The organism is Pseudomonas sp. Leaf127 (genome assembly GCF_001423155.1).
Classification (GTDB): domain Bacteria; phylum Pseudomonadota; class Gammaproteobacteria; order Pseudomonadales; family Pseudomonadaceae; genus Aquipseudomonas; species Aquipseudomonas ovata.
The window spans coordinates 878,129-895,096 of the sequence record NZ_LMOA01000021.1 but is presented as its reverse complement, the minus strand read 5'-3'; the positions used below and the strand labels follow the sequence as shown (position 1 = coordinate 895,096).

The window sequence follows — 16,968 nt, the reverse complement described above, 5'->3', positions numbered from 1 at the left end:
GCCGCAGGCCTTATAAATCCTAGTGGCGGGACCCGTGACTGGCGGATATGTCTTATTGACCGTCCGGAAGGTTGCGGTCAAGATACGGGCGGTTTCGTACTTGCCCAAGGCCCGACTGCGGTCCGGCCAGACCTGTAAAAGGCATGGGGCAAGTACGGTGCAGGCCATGAACAGATGCCTGTCGTGGCGCGCATTTTACACACCCCGAAGACCATTGGCCGGCTTTAATCGGCCTCAAATCGGGGGCTGGACGGCAGGCGCCGTGCCTGCGCTTCCCAGGATTGCTTGTTGAGGACGCATTTCAATCGCCTGGCCCTGTCCGGGCGACTTCTATTCACCGGAGAGTAACGAGGAATCCATGAAGGTTCTTGTAGCTGTCAAAAGAGTGGTCGACTACAACGTCAAGGTTCGCGTCAAGGCGGACAACTCCGGCGTCGACCTGGCCAACGTCAAGATGTCCATGAACCCTTTCTGCGAAATCGCCGTGGAAGAGGCCGTGCGTCTGAAAGAAAAAGGCGTGGCCAGCGAAATCGTCGTGGTCAGCGTGGGGCCTGCCACTGCTCAGGAACAACTGCGCACGGCGCTGGCGCTGGGCGCCGACCGTGGCGTGCTGGTCGAGTCCGCCGAAGAACTCACCTCGCTGGCCATCGCCAAGCTGCTCAAGGCTGTGGTCGACAAGGAGCAGCCGCAACTGGTGATCCTTGGCAAGCAGGCCATCGACAGTGATAACAACCAGACCGGCCAGATGCTGGCGGCGCTGAGCGGCTACGCCCAGGGCACCTTCGCGTCCAAGGTCGAGATCGAGGGCGACAAGGTTGCCGTGACCCGCGAGATCGACGGCGGCCTGCAGACCGTTTCGCTGAGCCTGCCGGCGATCGTCACCACTGACCTGCGCCTGAACGAGCCACGCTACGCCTCCTTGCCCAACATCATGAAGGCCAAGAAGAAGCCGATCGAGACCCTGACCCCTGAAGCGCTGGGCGTTTCCACTGCCTCGACCAACAAGACGGTCAAGGTTGAAGCCCCGGCTGCACGCAGTGCAGGCATCAAGGTCAAATCGGTGGCCGAACTGGTCGAGAAACTGAAGAACGAAGCGAAGGTAATCTAATGACCCTCCTGATTATCGCTGAACACGACAAGGGCGCCCTGGCGCCTGCCACGCTTAACACGGTGGCGGCTGCCCGGAAAATCGGTGGCGACATCCATGTGCTGGTTGCAGGCGAGGGCGTTGCTGCCGTAGCCGAGGCCGCTGCAAAGATCGCAGGCGTCGCCAAGGTGCTGGTGGCCGACAATGCCGCCTACGCGCATCTGCTGCCGGAAAACGTCGCGCCGCTGGTGGTCGAACTGGCGGCCAACTACAGCCACGTCCTGGCTGCGGCCACCTCCAACGGCAAGAACATCCTGCCGCGTGTGGCGGCACACCTGGATGTCGACCAGATCTCCGAAATCGTCTCGGTCGAATCGCCCGACACCTTCCAGCGTCCGATCTACGCCGGTAATGCAATCGCTACCGTCCAGTCCACGGCGGCGGTCAAGGTCATCACCGTGCGCGCCACCGGTTTCGACCCGGTGGCCGCTGAAGGTGGCTCGGCTGTCGTCGAAGCCGTTGGCGCCGTACACGACGCCGGCAAGTCGAGCTTTGTCAGCGAAGCGTTGGCAACCTCGGACCGCCCTGAACTGACCGCTGCCAAGGTGGTGGTCTCCGGTGGTCGCGGCATGCAGAACGGCGAGAACTTCAAGCACCTGTACGCCCTGGCCGACAAGCTCGGTGCCGCCGTGGGCGCTTCGCGTGCCGCCGTCGACGCAGGCTTTGTGCCCAACGACATGCAGGTCGGCCAGACTGGCAAGATCGTCGCGCCGCAGTTGTACATCGCGGTGGGGATCTCCGGTGCCATTCAGCACCTGGCCGGCATGAAGGACTCCAAGGTGATCGTGGCGATCAACAAGGACGAAGAGGCACCGATCTTCCAGGTGGCCGACTACGGCCTGGTCGCGGACCTGTTCGAAGCCATCCCGGAGCTGGAAAAGCTGGTCTGACCCAGGTTTTCATGCGCTGAAAAAGCCCGCTGTGTCCGGTCCATGTGCAAGCATGGCCGGGCCCGGCGGGCTTTTGCGTTTCTGTTATCAAGGGGTGGTTGCATGCGAGTCTCACGATCATTGCGGGCCACGGTGTTGCTGGGCGTCATGATGTTGTCTGCAGCGGGTTGGGCTGCGGGTAAGTGCGAGCGGCTGATTGTCACCGGCAGCCCGGATTCGCCGCCGTATATGTGGCGTGATCCGCAAGACCCCAGGCACTTGATGGGCGCCAATGCCGATCTGCTCGGTCAGGCACTGCGCGAATTGGGCATTGATGTGGAGTTTCTCTACGGCGGCAAGCGCGCCCAGGCCCAGGAAGAGGTGCGCAGCGGGCGTATGGATATGCTGGCCGATGCGTCATTGAATACCGCCTGGCTTGAGCGTTTCGACTATATCCATCCTGCCGCGACCTACAACGAGATCGTGGTCTGGGTGCGCACAGGCACGCAAGCGGATATACAGGCGATTGAAGACTTGCACAGTCTTGCCGGCGCCGTTTCCCAGCGCACCCGCCTGACCCCGGAATTCGAAAGCGTTGCGGCTGGTGAGTTGCAACTGCAGCACACGTCCGGGTTGACCGCAGCGCTGCAAAAACTGGTGTTGGGCGAAGTGGACTATGTACTGGCCGGGCGCTATGCCGCAATGGTGCTGGTGCAGACGCTGGGGTTGGCTGCCACGCTGCAGGCATTGCCTGTGGTGGTCGACAAGCCGGGTTTTCACTTGGCGCTGTCATTCAATTCGGCCTGCCTTGATCCGTGGTTGCACGGACAGTTGGTGAAAAAGATGACAGAATCGGCCGCTTCCGGCCTGGCCGATGAAGCGGTCAAGCGCAATCTGGATGTGTGGAAAAGCCAGTTGCTGGCACCTGTCTCAAAACAGTAGGAATGTTTTTGTGAAAATCCGTTTTCTGTGTGCCTGTATGGCAACTGTCGGTCTGGTCGGCTGTGCCAGTGATCCGGCGCCGTCCGAACAAATGAAACTGACCGAGCAGGCCTTGCACCAGGCCAGGGCCGTTGGGGCTGATGCCCAAGAGCAGCCCGCGATGGAGCAGGCGACCACCAAGTTCGCTCAGGCGCGTGCCGACATGCTGGCGCAGTCTTATAAGCAGGCGCGTATGCAGGCCGAGCAGGCCGAACTCGATGCCCGGCTGGCGGAGGCCCGCGTGCTGACCCTCAAGAGTGAAGAGCAGCGTGCGCAACTTGAAACCCGTCTCGAGCGTCTGCGCAAGCAATTGAAGGAGGCCCAATGAAGCGTTTGTCCCCTGTGCTGGGTGCCTGCTTGCTGTTGGGCCTGAGTGGTTGCGCCAGCCAGCCTGGCAGCGATCAGGCGCTGCAAGCGGCCAGCGCCGACTTCCAGAAGGTCAAGGAAGACACCGACGTGCTGCGCAGTGCGCCCAAGGATGTCATTCGTGCCGGTGAATCGCTGGCGCGCGCCGAGCGGCTGTCCAGCTATGTCGGCAGTGGCGAGGATGTAAGGCACTACGCTTACCTGAGCCGCCGCTACAGCGAAATCGCACGTGAGCACAGCAATCTGATGCTCTCGCAAGAGCGTCTGGCGAAAATGGATCTGGAGCGTCAGCGCCTGCAGTTGGCGTTGCGTGAGGTCAAGCTGGCCAGCGTGCAGCGCCAGGGCAAGTGGCTGGAAGACCAGATTTTCAGCCTGGCCACCACTCAAAGTGATCGCGGCCTGGTCATGACCCTGGGCGATATGCTGTTCGATGAAGGTGATACGGAACTCAAGACGTCGGCCAATCGCACCGTGCTCAAGGTCGTGCAGTTCTTGCAGCTCAATCCGCGGCGCGTGATCCGTATCGAAGGCTACACCGACAACACCGGCGACCGGCAGGGCAATCTGAAACTGTCCAGGGAGCGTGCCCAGTCGGTGGCCGATATGCTGATTGACCTGGGAGTCAACGAAAAGCGGGTTCAGGTCGAAGGTTATGGTGAGCAATTCCCTGTGGATGTGAATGCAAGCGAGCGTGGGCGAGCACAAAACCGACGAGTGGAGATCGTTTTTTCCGACGATAAAGGGGTGCTCAGCGAGCCTCGTTGAACCATTTGTTTAAAAAGCCCGCCATCCTGCAAAGGTGTCGGGCTTTTTTTGGCTCATAAGCTGGCTTTTTTGGCGGTTATGCCTGCCAATATTTTCTGTCAGCGTGCACAATGTTCGGCATCCGGAAGAACTGTCCCAGTACACTTTCAAACTGTTCTGGTTGTTTTTCCCCCAACAATAAAAAATTATCGGTCGTTGTGAGGCTGCTTGATGACCAATTTGTTGCTTTACCAACGTATCGCCAAACAACTGGCCGAAGATATTCGTCGTGGCGTCTATCAGCCTGGCGAGCGCGTCCCTTCGGTGCGCAAGATGAGCTCGCAGCTCAACGTCAGCCACGCCACGGTCCTGCAAGCCTATGCCAACCTCGAAGACCAGGGGTTGATTCGTGCGCGTCCGCAATCAGGCTATTACGTGCACCAGACCCCGGCGCTGACGGCCTCCACGCCCGATATTGCGCGGGTTGAAAGGCCCAGCCTGGTCACTCGCAGCAGCATCATCCAGCAGGTGCTGGTCGAGTCGCGCCGTGAAGGGGTATTTGCCCTGGGTGCCGCCGTGCCGCATGTGGATTATTTGCCGGTGCGCGCCCTGCACCAGCAATTGGCCAAGGTCACACGGTTTCACAGCCCCCGGGCGTTCAGCTATATGTTCAGCCCGGGGTTCGAGCCGCTGCGTCGTCAGGTGGCCATTCGTATGCGTGATGCTGGCGTGGTGGTCGATCCGTCCGAAGTGATCATTACCCACGGCTGCGTCGATGCGCTGCAGATGGCTTTGCGCGTGGTGACCCGGCCTGGCGACCTGATTGCGGCCGAATCGCCAGCCTATTATGGCTTGCTGCAACTGGCTGACCTGCTGGGCCTGAAGGTCATCGAGATCCCCAGCGATCCGGTGACCGGCATCAGCCTGGAGGCGCTGCAACTGGCGGCCAATCAATGGTCGATCAAGGCGCTGGTGCTGACCGCGCGCACCAGCAATCCGCTGGGCGCCACCATGCCCGAAGAGCGGCAGAAGAACCTGCTGCGGCTGGTCGCGGACTTCGATATCCAGGTCATCGAAGACGATATCTATGGCGAGCTGATGTTTGAAATCGGCCGCACCAAGGCGCTCAAGGCCTATGATCGTCAGGATCGGGTCATCTACTGCTCCAGCTTCTCCAAGACGCTGTCGCCGGGCGTGCGTATCGGCTGGATGATTCCGGGCGGCAAGTTTCATGGCGAGATCCAGCGCTTGCAGACGTTCAGTACGCATTCGGCGTGCAGCGTGACGCAAATGGGGGTGGCGGCCTACCTGGAAAATGGCGGCTACGACCGCCACCTGCGTTATATCCGCGTGGAGTACCGCAAGAACCTCAGTGCCTATCAGTTGGCGGTGCAGCAGTACTTTCCCGAGGGCACGCAAATGAGTCGCCCCGTGGGGGGCTTTATCCTGTGGGTCAGCCTGCCGGGGCGGGTCAATACCCAGGAATTGCACGTCAGGGCACTTGAGCAGGGCATCAGCATCGCGCCGGGATTGATTTTCAGTAATACAGAACAGTTCAATCACTGCATTCGCATCAACTGTGGCATGCCCTGGAACCGCGAGGCAGAGCGGGCGCTGATGACACTGGGGATGCTGGCCCGACAATTGTGCCAGGAGACCGCAAACGGTTACTGAGCGAAACAGGTTTTTGCTCCGGTGATCGGGCCGATGCTTGTCATGTGCGCTGCAAAAGGACAGCATGTGGCTTTCTGCCTATCCAATTGTCTGCCTATGAATGCTTTTCGTTGCCTCGGATTGCTGGTTTTTGTGTTGTTGGGCGCCTGTGACAAGCCGCAAGAGCCTGTGGTGCCCAAGCCAAAGACCCAAGCCGCACAGAATGCTGCGCCGGCCTCTGCTCCCGCTGCCTCGGCCTCTGCTGCCTCGGCGCCTGTCGTCGAGCCGGCGCCCGCCATGCCCGCGGCGCCGGTAGTGTCATCGACGCTCGACAAACCGGTGGCTGAGGCAGTGACCGGCTCAGTGGTGGACGCGCCTGCAGCGCCCGTGCATCAGCTGACACCCAATATACCGGTGGTGCCTGTGGTGATCGGCAAGGGGGACTCCGGCGTGGCACCCAAGCCTGCCGAGATTCACTCGGACAAGGCCGTCAAGGTCGCCAAGGCCCCTGTGGCAGGCGAGCAAGCCAAACCTGCAGCGGCCAGGTCCGTGGCCAAGACCACCGCCAAGCGCGATGAGCAAGTGCAAAAGCGCCAGTCAGCCAAAAAGACTGCTGCCGTGGCCAAGGAGACCGGGTTGGGCAAGACCCGCCTGGACCTGAGCCTGCCGCCTGAGCTGGTGCAAGGGCTCGAACCGCCGCCCAAGGTCATCACTGCGCGGCGCAAGCCGCTGTTGCCGCCCATGTTTGGCGACAAGGCCGATAGCCAGGATCCCAATGGCTTCGAACTCAATGGCCGCTTGCTGAGCAATGAAATGCAGTTACAGATGCGCAACGAAAGCCGGCGTGACGTCGAAGGCGCGGCGCTGGACTTCAAGTTCAAGCAGTAACGCCCGGTTTGCCGCCTGCTATGGCATTTTCAAGTGCTTGTGGGTAAGGGCAATACCGTTATTCTCTCTTTCTGACTTTCAAGGTAAATCGCGTCATGGACTGCCGTTCCGGTTGTGGTGCCTGCTGCATTGCGCCCTCCATCACTTCTCCTATCCCTGGCATGCCCGAGGGCAAGCCGGCGGGCGTTCATTGCCTGCACCTGACGGTCGAGTTTTTCTGCGGCCTGTTCGGCAAGCCTGAGCGGCCTGAAGTGTGCGGTCAGTTCAAGGCGGCCGAGGATGTCTGTGGGGTTGATCGGGCCGATGCCATTCGCCTGATCGGCTGGTGGGAACAGGTCACGGCAGCGTGACGGTAGGTTCTATGATGAGGAATGACCCATGACGTTGCTGTATCGGCTGGCTGTTGCATGTGGTGTAACTGTACTGCTCGGAAGTGGCGCGCAGGCCGAGGACTGGCAATTGGCCAAGGATGAGGGAGGGGTCAAGGTCTGGCTCAGCGAGGTGCCCGGTTCCAAGTACAAGGCTTATCGTGGTGTGACCACGGTGGAGGCAGGTATCGATCGGGTGCGTGCGCTGCAGGAGGATGTGTCAGGTGCCTGTGCCTGGATCTACGAGTGCGAATCACAGAAGCTGCTCAAGCACGAAGGTGACAAGGCCTGGACCTACAGTCGATTCAAGACGCCGTGGCCAGTCACGCCGCGCGATTCGGTGCTGCTGGTGACGACGCAACAGCAGGCTGATGGCTCGATCAAGCGAACCTTGCAGGGGCAGCCTTCCTATCTGCCGGAAGAGAAGGGGTATCAGCGTGTGGCCAGGGTCGAAGGGTTCTGGCAGATGACGCCCAAGGGCGCCGGGCGCACTGAAGTGACCTATCAGGTGCACACTGATCCGGGGGGCAGTGTTCCTTCATGGCTGTCCAACAAGTTTGTGGTCGATGCGCCGTTCAATACGCTCAAGGCATTGAAGGAGAGGGCGGCCAGGCCCTGATTTCTTTTTTCGACGCCAAAACAAAGGGCTGCCCACGGGCAGCCCTTTGTTGTATGCAGCGTCTGCAGCTTATTTGCGATCCTGCAGCGGCTTGAGGTCGCGCTGGGTTTCGCCGGTGTACAGCTGGCGTGGACGGCCAATCTTGTATGGGCTGGAGAGCATTTCTTTCCAGTGCGAGATCCAGCCGACGGTCCGCGCCAGGGCGAAGATCACGGTGAACATGCTGGTTGGAATGCCGATCGCCTTGAGGATGATCCCCGAGTAGAAGTCGACGTTCGGGTACAGCGAGCGCTCGATGAAGTAAGGATCGGTGAGGGCGATCTCTTCCAGGCGCATGGCCAGTTCGAGCTGAGGATCGTTGTGAATGCCCAGTTCGGCCAGCACTTCGTCGCAGGTCTGCTTCATCACGGTGGCGCGCGGGTCGCGGTTCTTGTAGACGCGGTGACCGAAGCCCATGAGCTTGAACGGGTCGTTCTTGTCCTTGGCCTTGGCGATGTAGGTGTCGATGTTCGACACATCGCCAATTTCGTCGAGCATGGTCAGCACGGCTTCGTTGGCGCCGCCGTGAGCCGGGCCCCAGAGTGCCGCGATACCGGCTGCGATGCAGGCAAACGGGTTGGCGCCCGAAGAGCCGGCCATGCGCACGGTGGACGTCGAGGCGTTCTGCTCGTGGTCGGCATGAAGGATGAAGATCTTGTCCATGGCCTTGGCCAGTGTCGGACTGATCGGTTTGATCTCGCACGGGGTGTTGAACATCATGTGCAGGAAGTTTTCGGCGTAGCTCAGGTCGTTGCGCGGGTACATCATGGGCTGGCCCATGGAGTACTTGTAGACCATCGCGGCCAGGGTCGGCATCTTGGCGACCAGGCGGATCGCGGAAATCTCACGGTGCTGCGGATTGTTGATGTCCAGCGAGTCGTGGTAGAACGCCGACAGGGCGCCGACAACGCCGCACATGACGGCCATCGGGTGGGCGTCGCGACGGAAGCCGTTGAAGAAGGTCTTGAGCTGCTCGTGCACCATGGTGTGGTTCTTGACCACGGCAACGAACTGGGCTTTCTGCTCGGAGGTCGGCAATTCGCCGTTGAGCAACAGGTAGCAGGTTTCCAGATAGTCCGACTGGCTGGCCAGTTGTTCGATCGGGTAGCCACGGTGCAGCAGAATACCCTGGTCACCGTCAATGTAGGTGATCTGCGACTCGCAAGAGGCGGTCGACATGAAGCCGGGGTCGAAGGTGAAGCGGCCGGTGGCAGTGAGTCCGCGCACATCGATCACATCGGGACCGACAGTGCCGGTCAGAATGGGCAGCTCGACGGGGGCGTTGCCCTCGATGATCAACTGCGCTTTTTTGTCAGCCATATGGCCTCCTATTTATGCTTCAAATCATCAGACAGGCCCCCCACGCAGGGCCCGCATCACTATAGTGAGATAAATCCTAAAGTCAATTTGCCTAAAGTCGTGTTCCAAAGCGCTTCGGGCCACCGGAATTTTCGTATTATTCCTACTCCTCTACGCCTTTTATGTCAGCCGCGCAATCCGCCGTTGGCGGGCCGTCTGCGCGTTGTCATTAATAGCCTAACTGTCTATACTCGGCGTCCGACTGCCATGGGCTTTAGAGCCCGCTCCAGGTGGTCGTCACTTCGTGGGTGGTGGGTACCTGACCAGTGCACTTCCCAACAACTTGCCCTTGCCTGTTAGGGGCTCTTCAGTGTGAAAAAAAAGCCGTGAAAAGCCAACGACCTGTAAATCTAGACCTAAGGACAATCAAGCTCCCAGTCACTGCTTACACGTCCATTCTTCACCGTATTTCCGGTGTCATCCTGTTTGTCGGCATTGCCATCATGCTCTATGCATTGGACAAGTCGCTGGCATCCGAGGAAGGCTTCGGTGAAGTAAAAGCGTGTCTGACCAGCCCGCTGGCGAAGCTTGTTATCTGGGGCCTGCTGTCTGCCCTGCTGTATCACCTGGTGGCCGGCGTGCGCCACCTGATCATGGACGCGGGTGTCGGCGAGACGCTGGAAGGCGGCAAGCTGGGGTCCAAAATCGTAATCGTCGTTTCTGTGGTACTGATCGTGCTGGCGGGAGTCTGGATATGGTAACCAACGTCACTAACCTTTCCCGCTCGGGTCTGTACGACTGGATGGCGCAGCGGGTGTCTGCGGTCGTGCTCGCGGCTTACTTCATCTTCCTGATCGGCTACCTCGTCGCCCACCCAGGTCTCGGCTATGCCCAGTGGCACGAGCTGTTCTCGACCACCTGGATGCGTATCTTCAGTCTGCTGGCCCTCGTTGCCCTGGGCGCTCACGCCTGGGTCGGCATGTGGACCATCGCCACCGACTACCTGACGCCAATGGCGCTGGGAAAATCGGCAACTGCAGTACGTTTCCTCTTCCAGACCGTATGCGGCGTTGCGATGTTCGCCTACTTCGTCTGGGGCGTGCAGATTCTTTGGGGTATCTGATCAATGGCTAGCACTAACACACTTTCTTTCGACGCCATCATCGTCGGTGGCGGCGGCGCGGGTATGCGCGCTGCCTTGCAACTGGCCCAGGGCGGTCACAAGACCGCCGTGGTCACCAAGGTATTCCCGACCCGCTCGCACACCGTGTCGGCCCAGGGCGGCATCACCTGCGCCATCGCTTCGGCAGACCCGAACGACGACTGGCGCTGGCACATGTACGACACCGTAAAGGGGTCGGACTACATCGGTGACCAGGACGCGATCGAATACATGTGCCAGGAAGGTCCTGCCGCCGTATTCGAGCTCGACCACATGGGCCTGCCGTTCTCGCGCACCGAAACCGGCCGTATCTACCAGCGTCCGTTCGGTGGCCAGTCCAAGGACTTCGGCAAGGGTGGCCAGGCTGCCCGTACCTGCGCCGCTTCCGACCGTACCGGTCACGCGCTGCTGCACACCCTGTATCAGGGCAACCTGAAGGCCGGCACCGTATTCCTCAACGAATACTATGCCGTCGACCTGGTGAAGAATGCCAATGGTGACTTCGTCGGCATCATCGCCATCTGCATCGAAACCGGCGAGACCTCGTACATTCGCGCCAAGGCGACCGTACTGGCCACCGGTGGTGCAGGCCGTATCTACTCCTCCACCACCAACGCCCTGATCAACACCGGCGACGGCGTGGGCATGGCCCTGCGTGCCGGCGTGCCGGTGCAGGATATCGAGATGTGGCAGTTCCACCCGACCGGCATCGCCGGCGCCGGTGTACTGGTCACCGAAGGCTGCCGTGGTGAGGGTGGTTACCTCATCAACAAGCATGGCGAGCGCTTCATGGAGCGTTACGCGCCCAACGCCAAGGACCTGGCCGGTCGTGACGTCGTGGCCCGTTCCATGGTCAAGGAAATCATCGCCGGCAACGGCTGTGGCCCTGATGGCGACCACGTGATGCTCAAACTCGACCACCTGGGCGAGGAAGTGCTGCACAGCCGCCTGCCAGGCATCTGCGAGCTGTCCAAGACCTTCGCTCACGTCGACCCGGTCCTGGCACCTGTTCCTGTCGTCCCGACCTGCCATTACATGATGGGTGGCGTGGCCACCAACATTCATGGCCAGGCCATGACCCAGGACGCCGACGGCAAGGACGTGATCCTTCCAGGCCTGTTCGCGGTCGGTGAAGTGGCGTGCGTATCGGTTCACGGTGCCAACCGTCTGGGCGGCAACTCGCTGCTCGACCTGGTCGTGTTCGGTCGTGCCGCCGGCCTGCACCTCGAGAAGGCGCTGTCCGATGGCGTGCAGTACGACGAAGCCACCGAGGCCGACATCGAGCGTGCGCTGGGTCGCCTGAATGCGCTCAACTCGCGCACCGACGGTGAAGACGTGGCGACCCTGCGTCGCGAGCTGCAAAGCTGCATGCAGAACTACTTCGGTGTATTCCGTACCGGCGAATACATGCAGAAGGGTATCGAGCAACTGGCAGGCCTGCGTGCGCGCATCGCCAACGTCAAGATCAACGACAAGTCCCAGGCCTTCAACACCGCGCGCATCGAAGCGCTGGAGCTGCAGAACCTGCTGGAAGTCGCTGAAGCCACAGCCATCGCGGCCGAAGCCCGCAAAGAGTCCCGCGGCGCTCACGCCCGTGAAGACTACGAAGACCGCGACGACGAAAACTGGCTGTGCCACACCCTGTACTTCCCGGGTGACAAGCGGGTAACCAAGCGTTCAGTCAACTTCGCGCCGAAGACTGTACCGGCGTTCGAACCGAAAATCCGGACTTACTGAGGATGGCCGCTATGCTGAAAGTCGAAGTTTATCGCTATAACCCTGACACCGACTCGGCGCCCAAGACTCAGGTCTTCAACGTCGACACCGGTGGCAAGGACCTGATGGTTCTGGATGTGCTGGCCCTGATCAAGGAACAGGACGAAGGTTTTTCGTACCGTCGCTCGTGCCGCGAAGGCGTGTGCGGTTCCGATGGCATGAACATCAACGGCAAGAACGGCCTGGCCTGCATCACGCCGCTGTCGGCCGTGGTCAAGGGCAACAAGCTGGTCCTGCGTCCGTTGCCTGGTTTGCCGGTCATTCGTGACCTGGTCGTCGATATGAGCATCTTCTACAAGCAGTATGAGAAGGTGAAGCCATTCCTGCAGAACGACACGCCGGCTCCGGCCATCGAACGCCTGCAAAGCCCGGAAGAGCGCGAGAAGCTCGACGGTCTGTACGAGTGCATCCTGTGCGCTTGCTGCTCGACCTCGTGCCCGTCCTTCTGGTGGAACCCTGACAAGTTCCTGGGCCCTGCAGCCTTGCTGCAAGCCTACCGCTTCCTGGCTGACAGCCGCGACACGCACACCGCTCAACGTCTCGCTTCGCTGGACGATCCGTTCAGTGTGTTCCGCTGCCGCGGCATCATGAACTGCGTCAACGTCTGTCCGAAGGGCCTTAACCCTACCAAGGCAATCGGTCACGTACGCAACATGCTGCTCAGCAACGGTGTCTGATACATCGCTGTAACCGCTACACCGCTGTACCGCAAGCTGCCGTGGCGCGGGCAAACCCCGCGCCACGGTCTAACCAGAGTCGTGGCTCGCAAGGCTGCCGCTCTAACTTTGAAGAAATGAGACCAGCAGGGGCATCCGGGCTGGTACCCGGACTATCTGCGTGATCCTTGGTGACTTGTTTTGGTCGCTGCACACGACCGTCTCAGGCATGCTTTGGGTCTTCGCCGGTGGTGTCCCCTTACCGAGGGTGACCAAGCATGCAAGAAAGCGTGATGCAGCGCATGTGGAACAGTGCCCACCTTTCCGGTGGTAACGCTGCCTATGTGGAAGAGCTCTATGAGCTCTACCTGCACGACCCTAACGCTGTGCCAGATGAATGGCGCACCTACTTTCAGACGTTGCCGACTGCCGGCAGCGCTGCCACCGATGTATCGCACTCGACAATTCGCGATCATTTCGTGTTGCTGGCCAAAAACCAGCGCCGTGCTCAACCGGTATCCGCCGGCAGCGTGAGCAGCGAGCACGAGAAGAAGCAGGTTGAAGTGTTGCGGCTTATCCAGGCGTACCGCGTACGCGGCCATCAGGCGGCCCAGCTCGACCCGCTGGGGCTGTGGCAGCGTCCCGTACCGGCTGATCTGTCGATCAACCACTACGGCCTGACCAACGCAGACCTGGACACCGTCTTCCGTGCCGGCGACCTGTTCATCGGCAAGGAGGAAGCGAGCCTACGTGAAATCCACGAGACGTTGGAGCAGACATATTGTCGCACCATCGGCGCCGAATTCGCCCACATCGTGGATTCCGAACAGCGCAACTGGTTCATGCAGCGCCTCGAAAGCGTACGCGGCCGCCCGGCGTTTTCCGCCGAGAACAAGGCCCACCTGCTTGAGCGCGTCACCGCGGCCGAAGGCCTGGAAAAGTACCTGGGCACCAAGTACCCGGGCACCAAGCGTTTCGGCCTGGAAGGCGGCGAAAGCCTGATTCCGATGCTCGACGAGCTGATCCAGCGTTCCGGTTCCTATGGCGTCAAGGAAGTCGTGATCGGCATGGCCCACCGTGGCCGTCTGAACGTACTGGTCAACACCTTCGGCAAGAACCCGCGCGAGCTGTTCGACGAGTTCGAAGGCAAGAAAGTGGTCGAGCTGGGCTCCGGTGACGTCAAGTACCACCAGGGCTTCTCTTCCAACGTCATGACCGCAGGCGGCGAAGTCCACCTGGCCATGGCCTTCAACCCCTCGCACCTGGAGATCGTTTCTCCGGTGGTCGAAGGTTCCGTTCGTGCCCGCCAGGATCGCCGCAACGATTCGAGCGGCGAAAAGGTTCTGCCGATCTCCCTGCACGGCGATGCTGCCTTTGCCGGCCAAGGCGTGGTCCTGGAAACCTTCCAGATGTCGCAGACCCGCGGTTTCAAGACCGGCGGCACCGTGCACATCGTGATCAACAACCAGGTCGGCTTCACCATCAGCAACCCGCTGGACGCACGCTCCACCGAGTACGCGACCGACGTGGCGAAGATGATCCAGGCGCCGATCCTGCACGTGAACGGCGACGATCCGGAAGCGGTGGTGTTCGTCACCCAGCTGGCGATCGACTACCGCATGCAGTTCAAGCGTGACATCGTCATCGACCTGGTCTGCTACCGTCGTCGCGGCCACAACGAGGCCGACGAGCCAAGCGGCACCCAGCCGCTGATGTACCAGCAGATCACCAAGCAGCGCACCACCCGTGAGCTGTATGCCGAGCAACTGATCAAGTCGGGTGTATTCGACGAGGCTGGTGTCCAGGCCAAGATCGACGACTACCGCAACGCGCTGGACAACGGTCAGCACGTGGTCAAGAGCCTGGTCAAGGAGCCGAACCGCGAGCTGTTCGTCGACTGGCGTCCTTACCTGGGCCATGCCTGGACCGCGCGTCACGACACCAGCTTCGACCTCAAGACCCTGCAGGAACTCTCCGCCAAGTTGCTGGAGCTGCCTGAAGGTCTGGTGGTCCAGCGCCAGGTGCAGAAGATCTACGAAGATCGCCAGAAGATGCAGGCCGGTGGCTTGCCGATCAACTGGGGCTACGCCGAGACCATGGCCTACGCCACGTTGCTGTTCGAAGGTCATCCGATCCGTATCACCGGTCAGGATGTCGGTCGCGGCACGTTCTCGCACCGTCATGCCGTGCTGCACAACCAGAAAGACGCCAGCGCCTATGTGCCGCTGAAGAACCTGGTGCCGGGCCAGCCGAACTTCGACCTGTACGATTCCTTCCTGTCGGAAGAAGCCGTACTGGCATTCGAATACGGCTACTCGACCACCCAGCCCAACGCGCTGGTCATCTGGGAAGCCCAGTTCGGCGACTTCGCCAACGGTGCCCAGGTGGTGATCGACCAGTTCATCACCAGCGGCGAGCACAAGTGGGGTCGTCTGTGCGGCCTGACCATGCTGCTGCCTCATGGTTATGAAGGGCAGGGGCCGGAGCACTCTTCCGCGCGTCTGGAGCGTTACCTGCAATTGTGCGCCGAGCACAACATCCAGGTCTGCGTACCGACCACGCCGGCACAGATCTACCACCTGCTGCGTCGCCAGGTCATCCGCCCGCTGCGCAAGCCGCTGGTCGTCCTGTCGCCCAAGTCGCTGCTGCGTCACAAGCTGGCCATCTCGACCCTGGAAGATCTGGCCCATGGCTCGTTCCAGACCGTGATCCCGGAAATCGACACCCAGGATGCTGCCAAGGTCGAGCGTCTGGTCCTGTGCAGCGGCAAGGTCTATTACGACCTGCTCGAGAAGCGCCGTGCCGAAGGTCGTGAAGACATCGCCATCGTGCGTATCGAACAGTTGTATCCGTTCCCTGAGGACGACCTGATGGAGGCCATCGCGCCTTACACCAACCTCAAGCATGTGGTCTGGTGCCAGGAAGAACCCATGAACCAGGGCGCGTGGTACAGCAGTCAGCACCACCTGCGCCGCAGCATCGGCAACCACAACCGCAACCTCGTGCTCGAGTATGCCGGTCGTGATGCTTCTGCCGCACCGGCCTGTGGTTACGCTTCGATACACGCCGAGCAGCAGGAAAAACTGCTGCAGGATGCCTTCACTGTTTAACGCCTTCGTGCATTAGAAACCGAATTAAGGAATTACAGATAATGGCTATCGAGATCAAAGCCCCCTCTTTCCCGGAATCCGTTGCCGACGGCACCATTTCCAAGTGGCACAAGCAACCGGGCGAAGCGGTGAAGCGCGACGAACTGCTGGTCGACATCGAGACTGACAAGGTCGTTCTTGAAGTCCTGGCCGAAGCAGACGGCGTGCTGGCGTCGATCGTGAAAGGCGAGGGCGACATCGTCCTCTCCAACGAAGTGATTGCCACCCTGGACGCCGGCGCCACTGCTGCCGCTCCGGCTGCTGCTGTACCTGCACAAGCCGCAGCTCCAGCCGCTGCTGCGCCTGCTGCCGCTGACGAAGATGCAATCGCGGCTCCGGCTGCCCGCAAGCTGGCCGAAGAAAACGGCATCAACCTGGCCGCTGTGAAAGGCACTGGCAAGGATGGTCGCATCACCAAGGAAGACATCGTTGCTGCTGTCGAAGCGAAGAAATCCGCTCCGGCTGCTGCACCGGCTGCCAAGCCTGCTGCTGCCGCACCCGTCGTGGCTGCTGGCGACCGCACCGAGAAGCGCGTACCGATGACCCGTGTACGGGCCACCGTTGCCAAGCGTCTGGTCGAAGCCCAGTCGAACATGGCGATGCTGACCACGTTCAACGAAGTCGACATGACCGAAGTCATGGCGCTGCGCTCCAAGTACAAGGACCTGTTCGAGAAGTCGCACAACGGCGTGCGCCTGGGCTTCATGTCCTTCTTCGTCAAGGCCGCGACCGAAGCGCTCAAGCGTTTCCCGGCCGTCAACGCCTCGATCGACGGTAACGACATCGTCTACCACGGTTATGCGGACGTCGGCGTTGCCGTTTCCAGCGATCGCGGCCTGGTGGTACCGGTCCTGCGCAACGCCGAACACATGAGCCTGGCTGAAATCGAAGGCGGCATCGCCACCTTCGGCAAGAAGGCCCGTGACGGCAAGCTGTCGATCGACGAAATGACCGGTGGCACCTTCACCATCACCAACGGCGGTACCTTCGGCTCGATGATGTCGACCCCGATCGTCAACCCGCCACAGGCCGCGATCCTGGGCATGCACAACATTCTGCAGCGCCCGATGGCCATCAATGGCCAGGTCGTGATTCGCCCGATGATGTACCTGGCCCTGTCCTACGATCACCGCCTGATCGACGGTAAAGAAGCCGTGACCTTCCTCGTTACCATCAAGAACCTGCTGGAAGATCCGGCTCGTCTGTTGCTGGACATCTGAGGAAGCAGCCGCAGGTTGCACGCCGCAAGCTT

General features: G+C 60.7%; 16 protein-coding genes. 15 read left to right on the top strand and 1 reads right to left on the bottom strand.

Annotated features, from left to right (window positions below; all coding sequences use genetic code 11):
- The first annotated feature begins 358 nt into the window (after positions 1 to 358).
- The 9 genes from ASF84_RS17390 (at position 359) to ASF84_RS17350 (ending at position 7,635) form a co-directional block, all read left to right on the top strand.
- A complete protein-coding gene (locus ASF84_RS17390) occupies positions 359 to 1,108 on the top strand; it encodes an electron transfer flavoprotein subunit beta/FixA family protein (protein WP_056840048.1) in 750 nt (249 codons plus the stop codon).
- Complete coding sequence (locus ASF84_RS17385; RefSeq protein WP_056840047.1) at positions 1,108 to 2,037, top strand: electron transfer flavoprotein subunit alpha/FixB family protein; 930 nt, start codon at positions 1,108 to 1,110, stop codon at positions 2,035 to 2,037. The genes ASF84_RS17390 and ASF84_RS17385 overlap by 1 nt, the downstream gene beginning before the upstream one ends.
- A gap of 102 nt (positions 2,038 to 2,139) precedes the next feature.
- Positions 2,140 to 2,958, top strand: coding sequence for a transporter substrate-binding domain-containing protein (locus ASF84_RS17380; RefSeq protein WP_056840046.1), 819 nt, complete (start codon positions 2,140 to 2,142; stop codon positions 2,956 to 2,958).
- 10 nt (positions 2,959 to 2,968) lie between these two features.
- Positions 2,969 to 3,325 (top strand): DUF4398 domain-containing protein, encoded by a 357-nt coding sequence (locus ASF84_RS17375; protein WP_056840045.1) that lies wholly within the window; start codon positions 2,969 to 2,971, stop codon positions 3,323 to 3,325.
- Positions 3,322 to 4,128 (top strand): OmpA family protein, encoded by an 807-nt coding sequence (locus ASF84_RS17370; RefSeq protein WP_056840044.1) that lies wholly within the window; start codon positions 3,322 to 3,324, stop codon positions 4,126 to 4,128. The genes ASF84_RS17375 and ASF84_RS17370 overlap by 4 nt, the downstream gene beginning before the upstream one ends.
- Before the next feature lie 210 nt (positions 4,129 to 4,338).
- Positions 4,339 to 5,781 (top strand): aminotransferase-like domain-containing protein, encoded by a 1,443-nt coding sequence (locus ASF84_RS17365; RefSeq protein ID WP_056840043.1) that lies wholly within the window; start codon positions 4,339 to 4,341, stop codon positions 5,779 to 5,781.
- Between the two features lie 96 nt (positions 5,782 to 5,877).
- Entirely contained in the window at positions 5,878 to 6,648 is a 771-nt protein-coding gene (locus tag ASF84_RS17360; protein WP_056840042.1) for a hypothetical protein, read from the top strand.
- 95 nt (positions 6,649 to 6,743) lie between these two features.
- Positions 6,744 to 6,998 (top strand): YkgJ family cysteine cluster protein, encoded by a 255-nt coding sequence (locus ASF84_RS17355; RefSeq protein ID WP_056840041.1) that lies wholly within the window; start codon positions 6,744 to 6,746, stop codon positions 6,996 to 6,998.
- Between the two features lie 28 nt (positions 6,999 to 7,026).
- Positions 7,027 to 7,635 (top strand): START domain-containing protein, encoded by a 609-nt coding sequence (locus ASF84_RS17350; protein WP_056840040.1) that lies wholly within the window; start codon positions 7,027 to 7,029, stop codon positions 7,633 to 7,635.
- Positions 7,636 to 7,704: 69 nt separating this feature from the next.
- On the opposite strand, the gene gltA is transcribed toward ASF84_RS17350, so the two are convergent.
- The gene (gene gltA / locus ASF84_RS17345) at positions 7,705 to 8,994 is read right to left on the bottom strand and encodes a citrate synthase (RefSeq protein WP_056840039.1); all 1,290 of its coding nucleotides are present in this window, start codon (positions 8,992 to 8,994) and stop codon (positions 7,705 to 7,707) included.
- A gap of 365 nt (positions 8,995 to 9,359) precedes the next feature.
- On the opposite strand from gltA, the gene sdhC reads away from it, so the two are divergent.
- The 6 genes from sdhC (at position 9,360) to odhB (ending at position 16,936) form a co-directional block, all read left to right on the top strand.
- Complete coding sequence (gene sdhC, locus ASF84_RS17340) at positions 9,360 to 9,734, top strand: succinate dehydrogenase, cytochrome b556 subunit (protein WP_056840038.1); 375 nt, start codon at positions 9,360 to 9,362, stop codon at positions 9,732 to 9,734.
- Complete coding sequence (gene sdhD / locus ASF84_RS17335) at positions 9,728 to 10,096, top strand: succinate dehydrogenase, hydrophobic membrane anchor protein (protein WP_056840037.1); 369 nt, start codon at positions 9,728 to 9,730, stop codon at positions 10,094 to 10,096. Before sdhC ends, sdhD begins: the two co-directional genes overlap by 7 nt.
- Before the next feature lie 3 nt (positions 10,097 to 10,099).
- A complete protein-coding gene (gene sdhA, locus ASF84_RS17330; protein WP_056840036.1) occupies positions 10,100 to 11,872 on the top strand; it encodes a succinate dehydrogenase flavoprotein subunit in 1,773 nt (590 codons plus the stop codon).
- Between the two features lie 11 nt (positions 11,873 to 11,883).
- A complete protein-coding gene (locus ASF84_RS17325) occupies positions 11,884 to 12,588 on the top strand; it encodes a succinate dehydrogenase iron-sulfur subunit (RefSeq protein WP_056840035.1) in 705 nt (234 codons plus the stop codon).
- Positions 12,589 to 12,845: 257 nt separating this feature from the next.
- On the top strand, positions 12,846 to 15,677 hold the full coding sequence (locus ASF84_RS17320) for a 2-oxoglutarate dehydrogenase E1 component (RefSeq protein WP_056840034.1): 2,832 nt from the start codon (positions 12,846 to 12,848) through the stop codon (positions 15,675 to 15,677).
- 41 nt (positions 15,678 to 15,718) lie between these two features.
- On the top strand, positions 15,719 to 16,936 hold the full coding sequence (gene odhB, locus ASF84_RS17315) for a 2-oxoglutarate dehydrogenase complex dihydrolipoyllysine-residue succinyltransferase (RefSeq protein WP_056840033.1): 1,218 nt from the start codon (positions 15,719 to 15,721) through the stop codon (positions 16,934 to 16,936).
- Positions 16,937 to 16,968: the final 32 nt, after the last annotated feature.

What these genes read in the sequence shown, in the direction of transcription:
- ASF84_RS17385 (WP_056840047.1), top strand. Translation starts at nt 1,108, where the DNA reads ATGACCCTCCTGATTATCGCTGAACACGACAAGGGCGCCCTGGCGCCT.
- ASF84_RS17325 (WP_056840035.1), top strand. Translation starts at nt 11,884, where the DNA reads ATGCTGAAAGTCGAAGTTTATCGCTATAACCCTGACACCGACTCGGCG.
- ASF84_RS17365 (WP_056840043.1), top strand. Translation starts at nt 4,339, where the DNA reads ATGACCAATTTGTTGCTTTACCAACGTATCGCCAAACAACTGGCCGAA.
- ASF84_RS17350 (WP_056840040.1), top strand. Translation starts at nt 7,027, where the DNA reads ATGACGTTGCTGTATCGGCTGGCTGTTGCATGTGGTGTAACTGTACTG.
- gltA (WP_056840039.1), bottom strand. Translation starts at nt 8,994, where the DNA reads ATGGCTGACAAAAAAGCGCAGTTGATCATCGAGGGCAACGCCCCCGTC.
- odhB (WP_056840033.1), top strand. Translation starts at nt 15,719, where the DNA reads ATGGCTATCGAGATCAAAGCCCCCTCTTTCCCGGAATCCGTTGCCGAC.
- ASF84_RS17360 (WP_056840042.1), top strand. Translation starts at nt 5,878, where the DNA reads ATGAATGCTTTTCGTTGCCTCGGATTGCTGGTTTTTGTGTTGTTGGGC.
- sdhA (WP_056840036.1), top strand. Translation starts at nt 10,100, where the DNA reads ATGGCTAGCACTAACACACTTTCTTTCGACGCCATCATCGTCGGTGGC.
- ASF84_RS17380 (WP_056840046.1), top strand. Translation starts at nt 2,140, where the DNA reads ATGCGAGTCTCACGATCATTGCGGGCCACGGTGTTGCTGGGCGTCATG.
- sdhD (WP_056840037.1), top strand. Translation starts at nt 9,728, where the DNA reads ATGGTAACCAACGTCACTAACCTTTCCCGCTCGGGTCTGTACGACTGG.
- ASF84_RS17370 (WP_056840044.1), top strand. Translation starts at nt 3,322, where the DNA reads ATGAAGCGTTTGTCCCCTGTGCTGGGTGCCTGCTTGCTGTTGGGCCTG.
- ASF84_RS17390 (WP_056840048.1), top strand. Translation starts at nt 359, where the DNA reads ATGAAGGTTCTTGTAGCTGTCAAAAGAGTGGTCGACTACAACGTCAAG.
- ASF84_RS17320 (WP_056840034.1), top strand. Translation starts at nt 12,846, where the DNA reads ATGCAAGAAAGCGTGATGCAGCGCATGTGGAACAGTGCCCACCTTTCC.
- ASF84_RS17355 (WP_056840041.1), top strand. Translation starts at nt 6,744, where the DNA reads ATGGACTGCCGTTCCGGTTGTGGTGCCTGCTGCATTGCGCCCTCCATC.